The 10,222-nt window shown below is 71.1% G+C and carries 10 protein-coding genes and 1 riboswitch; of the genes, 1 reads left to right on the forward strand and 9 read right to left on the reverse strand.

Annotated features, from left to right (window positions below):
- Positions 1 to 314 precede the first annotated feature (314 nt).
- Positions 315 to 2,174: an AAA family ATPase gene (locus ACIBL4_RS20225; protein ID WP_399412582.1), complete on the forward strand. Its 1,860-nt coding sequence runs from the start codon at positions 315 to 317 to the stop codon at positions 2,172 to 2,174.
- 117 nt (positions 2,175 to 2,291) lie between these two features.
- On the opposite strand, the gene ACIBL4_RS20230 is transcribed toward ACIBL4_RS20225, so the two are convergent.
- From ACIBL4_RS20230 to ACIBL4_RS20270, 9 genes are all read right to left on the reverse strand, one after another.
- A complete protein-coding gene (locus ACIBL4_RS20230; RefSeq protein ID WP_399411928.1) occupies positions 2,292 to 3,368 on the reverse strand; it encodes a hemolysin family protein in 1,077 nt (358 codons plus the stop codon).
- The gene (locus ACIBL4_RS20235; RefSeq protein ID WP_399411930.1) at positions 3,365 to 4,696 is read right to left on the reverse strand and encodes a hemolysin family protein; all 1,332 of its coding nucleotides are present in this window, start codon (positions 4,694 to 4,696) and stop codon (positions 3,365 to 3,367) included. The genes ACIBL4_RS20230 and ACIBL4_RS20235 overlap by 4 nt, the downstream gene beginning before the upstream one ends.
- 238 nt (positions 4,697 to 4,934) lie before the next feature.
- Positions 4,935 to 5,390: a PH domain-containing protein gene (locus ACIBL4_RS20240; RefSeq protein WP_399411932.1), complete on the reverse strand. Its 456-nt coding sequence runs from the start codon at positions 5,388 to 5,390 to the stop codon at positions 4,935 to 4,937.
- A gap of 13 nt (positions 5,391 to 5,403) precedes the next feature.
- The gene (gene hisG / locus ACIBL4_RS20245) at positions 5,404 to 6,252 is read right to left on the reverse strand and encodes an ATP phosphoribosyltransferase (RefSeq protein ID WP_399411934.1); all 849 of its coding nucleotides are present in this window, start codon (positions 6,250 to 6,252) and stop codon (positions 5,404 to 5,406) included.
- Between the two features lie 45 nt (positions 6,253 to 6,297).
- The gene (locus ACIBL4_RS20250) at positions 6,298 to 6,570 is read right to left on the reverse strand and encodes a phosphoribosyl-ATP diphosphatase (protein ID WP_003988914.1); all 273 of its coding nucleotides are present in this window, start codon (positions 6,568 to 6,570) and stop codon (positions 6,298 to 6,300) included.
- A 34-nt stretch (positions 6,571 to 6,604) separates the two neighbouring features.
- On the reverse strand, positions 6,605 to 7,090 hold the full coding sequence (gene ribH, locus ACIBL4_RS20255) for a 6,7-dimethyl-8-ribityllumazine synthase (RefSeq protein ID WP_399411936.1): 486 nt from the start codon (positions 7,088 to 7,090) through the stop codon (positions 6,605 to 6,607).
- Between the two features lie 20 nt (positions 7,091 to 7,110).
- Positions 7,111 to 8,400, reverse strand: a complete 1,290-nt coding sequence (locus ACIBL4_RS20260; protein ID WP_399411938.1) for a bifunctional 3,4-dihydroxy-2-butanone-4-phosphate synthase/GTP cyclohydrolase II — start codon at positions 8,398 to 8,400, stop codon at positions 7,111 to 7,113.
- Positions 8,397 to 9,041 carry a nicotinamide riboside transporter PnuC gene (locus ACIBL4_RS20265; RefSeq protein ID WP_399411940.1) on the reverse strand — a complete coding sequence of 215 codons (645 nt, stop codon included), beginning with the start codon at positions 9,039 to 9,041 and terminating at the stop codon, positions 8,397 to 8,399. The genes ACIBL4_RS20260 and ACIBL4_RS20265 overlap by 4 nt, the downstream gene beginning before the upstream one ends.
- Entirely contained in the window at positions 9,038 to 9,646 is a 609-nt protein-coding gene (locus ACIBL4_RS20270) for a riboflavin synthase (protein ID WP_388062212.1), read from the reverse strand. Before ACIBL4_RS20270 ends, ACIBL4_RS20265 begins: the two co-directional genes overlap by 4 nt.
- Positions 9,647 to 9,790: 144 nt before the next feature.
- Positions 9,791 to 9,921: riboswitch (FMN riboswitch) on the reverse strand.
- Between the last annotated feature and the right edge of the window lie 301 nt (positions 9,922 to 10,222).

Consider the following 10,222-nt stretch of genomic DNA (forward strand, 5'->3'; position numbering starts at 1 on the left):
GCCCCCGGTTGTTCCCCCGTGATCGGGGGCTTCGTTCTGTCTTCTTCCGGTTTTCCGGGCGCCGCGCGGCGCCACGCGCTCACCCTCGGTCACCGTGCGGGAGTGTGCCGCATCCGCTCCCACCTCGCCGAACGCCCTGTGCGGCACCCTACGGGGGCGCCGCCCGCACAGGTACGATGCCCTCGTTGCGACCTACGGACGGTTGCTTCGCACACCTTGCAACTCCGGTCCGTGGCACAGCGGTTCGAGCAGGGCAGCCGGCCGGGGGACGGCTCGTTGGCATACCGACGGGGGCACGGTTCGTGGGGGACGTGATGGACTTCGGCACGCAGGGCCCACAGGCCCCGGCCGACCTCGCCTGGCTGCGAGGCGTGGACGCCTACACCATGGGCGCCTATCCGCAGGCGGAGGAGGAGTTCCGCGCCGCCGTGCGCATGGACTCCGGGATGGCCGACGCCTGGCTCGGGCTGCACGCGCTGCGCGTCGACACGACGACCGCACTGCTCAGGATGTTCCGCCACCGGGACCGCTTCGGCGAGCAGCGCACCCGCTACCACCGCGCCCTCAACTCCTGGTACTGGCTGGGCTGGTGGGTACAGCCCGTGCTGGAGAGCCCCCGCGATCTGCTGCTCGCGCACGCCTCCCACTGGCTGGACGGCCGCCACGTCCCCGAGCTGGACCGCGCCCTCGCCGGGCTGCCGCCGGTGGACACCGACGCCCAGGTCCGTTTCCTGCACGCCTGCCGCGCCTATCTGGTCAAGGACTGGGAGCAGCTGGTCCGCCACACCGACCCGCTCCTCGACGACCCGATGCTCGGCATCGAGGCGGGCCTGTTCGGCGGCATGGCCAGGGTCCGCCTGGAGATGTACGGGCAGGCCGAACCACTGCTGTCCGCCGCGCTGATGCGCTGCCGCAGCGAGCAGCCCCAGCGCAAGGAACTGCGTTACTGGCTGGCCCGGGCGCACGAGGGGACCGGCCGCAGCGCCGCCGCGCTCCCCCTGTACCGGGCGGTGCACCGTGTCGACCCGGCCTTCATGGACACCGCGGCCCGGCTCGCCGCGATCGCCGAGGGCGACGGCTACGACGAGGCCACGGACTTCGCGGCGATCACCCTCACCGGCGCCGGCCAGGACGCCGTGGACGGACCGGACGGATTCGACCCGCTCTTCGGCACCGAGGGCCGTGACCTGAGACTGCCCGATCCGGAACCGCCCGCCTCCGCTCCCCTGCCGCCGGTGACCGACCCCTCGGTGCGCTCGCGGACCGGCCCGGCGCCGTCGCTGCCCGCGGGGCCCACCGACCCGGTGTTACTCGAGGAGGCGCTCGCCGAACTTGAGCGCATGGTGGGTCTGGAGCCGGTGAAACGCCAGGTCAAGGCCCTGTCGGCGCAGCTGAACATGGCCCGGCTGCGGGCCGGGCAGGGCCTGCCGGTCCAGCCGCCGAAACGCCACTTCGTCTTCTCCGGCCCCTCCGGCACCGGCAAGACCACCGTCGCCCGCATCCTCGGCCGCGTCTTCTACGCGCTCGGCCTGCTCGGCGGGGACCATCTCGTGGAGGCCCAGCGGGCCGACCTGGTCGGCGAGTACCTCGGGCAGACCGCCGTGAAGGCGAACGAACTGATCGACTCGGCGCTCGGGGGCGTGCTCTTCGTCGACGAGGCGTACGCGCTGTCCAACTCGGGCTACGGCAAGGGCGACGCGTACGGCGACGAGGCGCTCCAGGTGCTGCTGAAGCGGGCGGAGGACAACCGCGACCACCTCGTGGTGATCCTGGCCGGCTACCCCGAGGGCATGGACCGCCTCCTCGCCGCCAACCCCGGGCTGTCCTCCCGCTTCACCACCCGCGTCGACTTCCCCTCTTACCGACCCCTCGAACTCACCGAGATCGGCAAGGTGCTCGCGGCGGAGAACGGCGACCTGTGGGACGAGGAGGCCCTCGACGAGCTGCGGTCGATCGCCGGGCATGTGGTGGACCAGGGGTGGATCGACGAGTTGGGCAACGGGCGGTTCCTGCGGACGCTGTACGAGAAGAGCTGCGCGTACCGGGATCTTCGGCTGTCCGTCTGTCCCGGGGTGCTGGGCAGGGAGGACCTGGCGACGTTGCGGTTGCCGGATCTGATGCAGGCGTATGGAGAGGTGCTGTCCGGGCGGGGGCCTCAGGATCCGTCGGCCTAGCTGCGGGCGATCGTGCCTCCCCCAGTGCCTCAAGGGCCTGGGAGGTGCCCCCAGGGCGGCACGGGTGGGCGCAGCGGGACCCCGCGGCGCCGGGCTGCGCCCCCATCCCGGCCTTGGCTACGTCGCCAGTACCTCCTCGCCCGACCTGGGCTCGGTCAGCCGTACCTCCCGCACCTCCCGGTGCGCAGGATCCCGCACCTCCCCCACCAGCAGCTCCAGCACATCCTCCAGCGCGACCAGCCCGAGCACCTTCCCGGACGCGTCGGCCACCTGGGCCAGATGCGTCGCCGCCCGCCGCATCACCGTCAGGGCGTCGTCCAACGGCAGCTCGGACCGCAGCGTCGTCATGGAGCGCCACACATGCTGCGGCACGGCACGGTCCGAGTGCTCCACGTCGAGGACGTCCTTGACGTGCAGGTAGCCCATGAACGCACCGTTGTCCGCGACGACCGGGAACCGGGAGTACCCGGTGCGGGCGGTGAGCTCGACGATGCGGCCGGGGGTGACCGACGGGCTGACCGTCACCAGTGACTCGCGCTTCAGCAGGACGTCCGTGACCGGGCGGGAGCCCAGCTCCAGCGCGTCCTCCAGGCTCTCGGCCTCTTCGGGGTCGAGCAGGCCCGCCTGGCCGGCGTCCTCCACGAGCCGGTTGAGCTGCTCACTGGTGAAGACGGCCTCGACCTCGTCCCTGGGCTCGACGTGGAAGAGCCGCAGGATGCCCTGGGAGACGGCGCCGAGCGCGGCGGTGATCGGCTTGCAGAAGCGGGCGAACCAGACCAGGCCCGGGCTGAGCCACAGCGCGGCCTTCTCGGGGGCCGCCATCGCCAGGTTCTTCGGGACCATCTCGCCGATGACGAGGTGGAAGAAGACCACGGCGGCGAGGGCGATGACGTAGGTGAGCGGGTGGATCATGCCCTGCGGCAGGTGGACCCACTCGAAGACCGGCTCCAGCAGATGCGCGACGGTCGGTTCGGCGACCGCCCCGAGGGTGAGGGAGCAGATCGTGATGCCGAACTGGGCCGCCGCCATCATCTGCGGCAGCCGCTCCAGGCCGTAGAGGACCTGCCGGGAACGGGCGGTGCCGAGGGGTTCGATCTGGCTGCGGCGTACGGAGACGAGCGCGAACTCGGCGCCGACGAAAAAGCCGTTGAGCAGCACCAGGAGTGCTGCGAAGGTCAGTTGGAGCACGCTCATCGGGCGGCCTCCATCACGACGACCGGGGCCGTTTTGACCAGGCGGACCCGCTCGGCGCGGTAGTGGCCCACCTGGCGTACCGACAGCCGCCAGCCGGGCAGCTCCGCCTTGTCGCCGACGGCCGGGATACGGCCCAGCAGGTCGGCGATCAGGCCCGCGACGGTCTCGTACGGGCCTTCGGGTACGTCGAGGCCTATGCGCTGGAGGACGTCGACCCGGCAGCTGCCGTCGACGTCCCAGGCGGGCCTGCCGTCCTCCGGCGGCGCGGAGGCCAGCTCGGGCAGGTCGTGTCCGTCGTGCTCGTCGCGCACCTCGCCGACGATCTCCTCGACGATGTCCTCCAGCGTGACGACACCGGCCGTGCCGCCGTACTCGTCGACGACGACCGCGATGGGCTGCTCGCTGCGCAGGCGGGCGAGCAGCGGCCGCACCGGCAGGGTCTCGGGGACGAGCAGCGCCGGGCGGCAGATGCGGCCGACGGGGGTGCGCAGCCGGTCCTGTACGGGCACCGCCAGGGCGTCCTTGAGATGGACCATGCCGACGACCTCGTCGATCCTCTCCCGGTAGACGGGGAAGCGGGACAGGCCGGTGGCGCGGGTCAGGTTGACCACGTCCTCGGCGGTGGCCGAGGACTGCAGCGCGCTGACCTTCACGCGCGGCGTCATCACGTGCTGCGCGGTCAGCTCGCCCAGCGACAGGGTCCTCACGAAGAGGTCCGCCGTGTCCTGTTCCAGGGCGCCGGCCCGGGCCGAGTGGCGGGCGAGGGAGACGAGCTCACCGGGGGTGCGGGCGGAGGCCAGCTCCTCGGTGGGCTCGATGCCGAGGGCGCGCACGAGCCGGTTCGCTACGGCGTTGAGGCCGGCGATGACCGGCCGGAACAGCCGTGCGAAGGCGTGCTGGGGGCCCGCGACGAAGCGCGCGACCTGGAGCGGCCTGGAGACCGCCCAGTTCTTGGGCAGCAGCTCGCCGATCACCATCTGCACGGCGGAGGCCAGCAGCATGCCGACGACGACCGTGACACCGGAGACGGCGCCCTCGGGGACGCCGATCGAGGTGAACGGGCCGTGCAGCAGCTCGGCGAGCGCCGGTTCGGCGAGCATGCCGACGACGAGAGAGGTGATGGTGATGCCCAGCTGGGTGCCGGAGAGCTGGAAGGACAGCTCCTTGAGCGACTCGACGACGCGGTGGGCGCGCCGGTCGCCCTCGGCGGCGGCCTTCTCGGCCTCCGGCCGCTCGACCGTCACGAGTCCGAACTCGGCCGCCACGAAGAATCCGTTGGCCAGAATCAGCAGGAACGCGGCTGCCAGAAGCAGCAGGGGGATGGTCATGATGCCGCCGCCTCCGCACGGTCACGGACACGGTCCGCGCTATGTCGGCAGGGGGCGGCGCAGGTACTGCAGGACGATCCGTCCATCGCCGGAGGGGGTCACTCCTCGGTTAGCAGGAGCCCCTGGCGCACCGGGCGGGGCAACAGGGGCGGAGGCGCATCCGTTCGCGCCTCCGCCAACAGATTAATCAAGACACGGCCCGGTGCGGCAGTGGTGGCCGCCCGGAGGATCCCCCGAGTCAGCCCTGAGGCCGCTCGGGGTCCGCGACGGAACGCGCCTCGGCGAGCGCCCGCAGGGCACGGGCGTCGGCGATCGCGCGCTGCCGGGCGATGCCCGGCTGGATGCCCAGCGCGGGCAGGCTGGTGCCGTCGCTGAGGTTGAGGAACACCCAGGGGTCGCCCGGCCGGAGGGTCACCTGAAGGATCTCGGCCCATTCCAGCCGGCGCTTGTTCGTGAGGTTGACCACAGTGACGCCGGACTCGTCGGCGACGACCTTGGGCCGCGCCAGCAGAAGCAGCACCGCGTCCAGCAGCAGCGCCGTCACGATGAAGCTGAGGCGCTCGGCGGGACTGAGCTGCTTCAGCAGCATGGCGACGGCCGTGATCACCACGAGGATCGCGACGGCGGCGCTGAGCAGCACCGCGCGGGTGCTGCCCGGCCGGAAGGTGACGGGCAGGGTGGGCAGATCGGACATCAGTGCGCGCCCCTCACAGACGGCAGGCGTGGATGGCCGTGGTCAGGATGGCCCGGGCGCCGATGTCGTACAGGTCGTCCATGATCCGCTGCGCTTCCTTGGCCGGGACCATCGCGCGGACGGCGACCCAGCCCTCGTTGTGCAGCGGGGACACGGTCGGCGACTCCAGGCCGGGGGTGAGGGCGACGGCCTTCTCCAGCTGCTCGACGCGGCAGTCGTAGTCCATCATCACGTACGTCCGGGCTACCAGGACGCCCTGGAGGCGGCGCAGGAACTGCTGCACCTTGGGGTCGTCGCCGTCCGCGCCGGTGCGGCGGATCACGACGGCCTCGGACTGCATGATCGGCTCGCCGACGACCTCCAGGCCCGCGTTGCGCAGCGAGGTGCCGGTCTCGACGACGTCCGCGATGACCTGGGCGACGCCGAGCTGGATGGCGGTCTCGACGGCGCCGTCGAGGTGGACGACGGAGGCGTCGATGCCGTGCTCGGCGAGGTGGGCCGCGACGATGCCCTCGTAGGAGGTGGCGACGGTCTTGCCGGCGAGGTCCGCCAGGCCGCTGATGGTGCCGGGCTTGGAGGCGTAGTGGAAGGTGGAGCGGGCGAAGCCGAGGGCGAGGATCTCCTCCGCGTCGGCGCCGGAGTCGATCAGCAGGTCCCGGCCGGTGAGGCCGATGTCCAGCTGGCCGGAGGCGACGTAGATGGCGATGTCGCGGGGGCGGAGGTAGAAGAACTCGACCTCGTTCGTCGGGTCGACGATCCGCAGTTCCTTGGACTCCCGGCGCTGCTGGTAGCCGGCCTCATGCAGCATCTCCGCCGCAGGGCCTGACAGGGAACCCTTGTTGGGGACGGCGATGCGCAGCATGAGGTCGGCTTCCTTCGCGTGGGTGTCTTACGGGAACGGTGCGGCTTACAGGTGGGCGTAGACGTCGTCGAGGGAGATGCCGCGGGCGACCATCATCACCTGGACGTGGTACAGCAGCTGCGAGATCTCCTCGGCGGCCGCTTCCTTGCCCTCGTACTCGGCGGCCATCCAGACCTCGGCGGCCTCTTCGACGACCTTCTTGCCGATGGCGTGGACGCCCTTCTCGACCAGTTCTGCGGTGCGGGAAGTGGCGGGGTCGCCCTGGGCGGCCTTGTGCTGGAGCTCGGTGAAGAGCTCCTCGAACGTCTTCTTGGACATGGTGACGCTCAGCCTATGCCACAGGTGCCCTTCGTCAGCGCCAGGGTTCGGATACTGAGCGGAGGGTGGCCGCGGTCGCCACCGCCGCAGTCACCGCCTCGTGTCCCTTGTCCTCGTGGGAGCCCTCCAGGCCCGCGCGGTCCAGGGCCTGCTCCTCCGTGTCGCAGGTCAGCACGCCGAAGCCGACGGGGACGCCGGTGTCGACGGAGACCTGGGAGAGGCCCTGGGTCACGCCCTGGCACACGTACTCGAAGTGGGGCGTGCCGCCGCGGATGACGACGCCGAGGGCGACGATCGCGTCGTAGCCGCGGCCCGCGAGGACCTTGGCGACGACGGGGAGCTCCCAGCTGCCGGGGACCCTGAGGAGGGTCGGCTCGTCGATGCCCAGGTCGTGCAGGGCACGCAGGGCACCGTCGACCAGACCGTCCATCACCTTCTCGTGCCACTGTGCCGCGATGACGGCGACCCTGAGGTCACCCACATTTCGTACGGACAGCTCCGGTGCACCCTTGCCGCTCACGTCTCTCCCTCTGTGCTCTCTTACTGGTTGCCGCAGGCCGGCACGGTGGTCGTGTCCAGCCAGGGCAGGTCGTGGCCCATCCGGTCCCGCTTGGTGCGCAGGTAGCGGAGGTTGTGCTCGCCGGCGCTCACGGGCATCGGCACGCGCGCCTTCACCACGATGCCGTGGCGGGTGAGCGCGTCGGTCTTGTCGGGGTTGTTGGTCAGCAGGCGGACGCCGCGCACGCCGAGGTCGGCGAGGATCTGGGCTCCGGCGGCGTAGTCGCGGGCGTCGGCGGGCAGGCCGAGTTCGAGGTTGGCGTCGAGGGTGTCGCGGCCGCGCTCCTGGAGTTCGTAGGCGCGCAGCTTGGACATCAGGCCGATGCCGCGGCCCTCGTGTCCGCGCAGGTAGACCACGACTCCGCGGCCCTCGGCCTGGATGCGGGCCAGCGAGGCGTCCAGCTGGGGGCCGCAGTCGCAGCGGGCGGAGCCGAAGACGTCGCCGGTGAGGCATTCGGAGTGGACGCGGACGAGGACGTCCTGGCCGTCGCCGATCTCGCCGTGCACCAGGGCGACGTGCTCGACGCCGTCGACCGTGGAGCGGTAGCCGTAGGCCGTGAACGTGCCGTGCGCGGTGGGCAGTTGGGTCCTGGCCTCGCGGCGGACGGTGGGTTCGCTGCCGCGGCGGTAGGCGATCAGGTCCTCGATGGAGATGATCGTCAGGCCGTGCTTGCGGGCGAAGGGGATCAGCTCGGGCAGGCGCAGCATCGTGCCGTCCTCGCCGGCGATCTCGACGATCGCGCCGGCCGGTCGCAGGCCCGCGAGGCGGGCGAGGTCGACGGCGGCCTCGGTGTGGCCGTTGCGCGTGAGGACCCCGCCGGGCCGGGCGCGCAGCGGGAAGATGTGGCCCGGGCGGACGAAGTCGTCGGGTCCGGAGACGCCGTCGGCGAGCAGCTGGAGCGTGGTGGCGCGGTCGGAGGCCGAGATGCCGGTGCTGACGCCGTGCGCGGCGGAGGCGTCGACGGAGACCGTGAACGCGGTCTTCATCGACTCGGTGTTGTCCTCGACCATCTGCGGCAGGCGCAGCCGGTCGAGTTCGTCGCCCTCCAGGGGCGCGCAGATCAGGCCGCGGCACTCGCTCATCATGAAGGCGACGATCTCGGGGGTCGCCTTCTCGGCGGCGATGACGAGGTCGCCCTCGTTCTCCCGGTCCTCGTCGTCGACGACCACGACCGGGCGGCCGGCCGCGATGTCGGCGATGGCCTGCTCGACCGGGTCGAGCGTGAGGTCCTCGAAGCCGTCGGTGCCGTACAGGATCGGTGCCGTGCTCATGCCGGCGCTCCTTCCAGGGCGGGCTGCGCTGCCGCGCGGGAGCGCAGCCACCAGTCGCGCAGGCCCCACAGGACGAGCGCGCCGTAGATGACGTAGACGAAGCCGGAGAAGGCGAAGCCATTGGCGAAGTTCAGCGGGACGCCGACCAGGTCGACCAGCAGCCAGGCGAACCAGAACTCGACCATGCCGCGGGCCTGGGCGTACATCGCGACGATCGTGCCGACGAAGATGTACGCGTCCGGCCAGGGGTCCCAGGACAGGGTCGGGAAGGCCGTGAACAGGCCGCCGACCGCGAGGGTGCCGAGGGCGGCGGCGCCGGCCAGCACCCCGCGCTCGCGCCAAGTCGCGAACCGTACGGCGATGGAGCCGTCCTGGGCCTGCCGCCGGCCGCGGTTCCACTGCCGGAAGCCGTACGTGGCGACGAGCATCACGACGATCTGCTTGCCGGCGCTGCCGGAGAGGTGGGCGGTGGCGAAGGCCGTGAAGAGGATCAGGCCGGAGACGAACTGGGCGGGCCAGGTCCATATGGAGCGGCGCCAGCCGAGGGCGAGGGCGATCAGACCGATCACGTTGCCGATCATGTCCGACCACTTGATGTGCTGGCCGAAGAGCGTGAACGCCTCGGAGTTGAGCCAGTTCACTGGGCCGCCCCCTGCGCACGGTCGCCCAGCATCCGCTCGACGTACTTGGCGATGACGTCCACCTCGAGGTTGACCGGGTCGCCGGGCTGCTTGTGGCCGAGCGTGGTCAGGTCGAGGGTGGTGGGGATGAGGCTGACCGTGAAGTAGTCGGGGCCGGCGTCGACGACGGTGAGGCTGATGCCGTCGACGGTGATGGAGCCCTTCTCGACGACGTACCGGGTGAGGTCCGCGGGGAGGGAAATCTTCACGATCTCCCAGTTGTCGGACGGCTTGCGTTCCAGGATCTCGCCGGTGCCGTCCACATGGCCCTGCACGATGTGCCCGCCGAGGCGTTCGCCGACGGCCATGGGGCGTTCGAGGTTGACGCGGGAGCCTGCCTTGAGCGCGCCGAGGCTGGAGCGGTTGAGGGTCTCGGCCATCACGTCGGCGGTGAACTCGTCGCCCTCGTGGTCGACGACCGTGAGGCAGACGCCGTTGACGGCGATGGAGTCGCCGTGTTTCGCGCCCTGGGTGACGACGGGGCCTCGCAGGCGGAAGCGACAGGCGTCGTCGAGGGTCTCGACGGCGGTGACCTCGCCCAGCTCTTCGACGATTCCGGTGAACACTTCCCGGGTCCTCCTGCCTCTTCGGGCACGGACTCCGGGGCTGCCGATGACGACAGATCTACGAGCGAGGACACCGGGAACGACGCCGGACGGAGTCCGCCCGGAGGGCGGACTTCTTGGGCGGCGCGCACGTATGCCCGCTCGCCGCGCACTGCCTCCCATCCGGACTTTAACCGTCGGTCCAGGAATTTCACCTGGTCAACCGGCCGCTGGAGGCGACCGGGTCGCGGACTGTAACCGCCGGTTCGGACTTTCACCGACCCCGGAGTGCGCTGCTACTGATACAAGGCCAGTGTGCCACGCCTGATCGATGTCCAGACGGGCGAGCGGTGTGGGGTGCCTCACAGAACGTGTCGCCGCCCTTCCCGAGCGCGACTGGACGAGGCAACTCCCGTGCGCGCCCGCCCTTGTTGGGCGGCCCCGGGTTGGTCCACACCTATTGACGATGTGGTCTAGTCCTTTCTAGGGTCGAGCGCATCTCGCCCGGACCGGCCCGGCGGTGGTGACGACGGCCCTTGCCCGCCGTCGGGCCTTCCCACGCCGCACGGACGGTGTTCTGACAGGGTGAGGCGTATG

It is taken from the genome of Streptomyces sp. NPDC050416 (assembly GCF_044458845.1).
In the GTDB taxonomy this organism is placed as follows: domain Bacteria; phylum Actinomycetota; class Actinomycetes; order Streptomycetales; family Streptomycetaceae; genus Streptomyces.

Bases quoted from the DNA above. Each gene is read 5' to 3' on its own strand.
- ACIBL4_RS20230 (WP_399411928.1), bottom strand. From the start codon at position 3,368: ATGAGCGTGCTCCAACTGACCTTCGCAGCACTCCTGGTGCTGCTCAAC.
- ACIBL4_RS20250 (WP_003988914.1), bottom strand. From the start codon at position 6,570: ATGTCCAAGAAGACGTTCGAGGAGCTCTTCACCGAGCTCCAGCACAAG.
- ACIBL4_RS20240 (WP_399411932.1), bottom strand. From the start codon at position 5,390: ATGTCCGATCTGCCCACCCTGCCCGTCACCTTCCGGCCGGGCAGCACC.
- hisG (WP_399411934.1), bottom strand. From the start codon at position 6,252: ATGCTGCGCATCGCCGTCCCCAACAAGGGTTCCCTGTCAGGCCCTGCG.
- ACIBL4_RS20235 (WP_399411930.1), bottom strand. From the start codon at position 4,696: ATGACCATCCCCCTGCTGCTTCTGGCAGCCGCGTTCCTGCTGATTCTG.
- ACIBL4_RS20260 (WP_399411938.1), bottom strand. From the start codon at position 8,400: ATGAGCACGGCACCGATCCTGTACGGCACCGACGGCTTCGAGGACCTC.
- ACIBL4_RS20225 (WP_399412582.1), top strand. From the start codon at position 315: ATGGACTTCGGCACGCAGGGCCCACAGGCCCCGGCCGACCTCGCCTGG.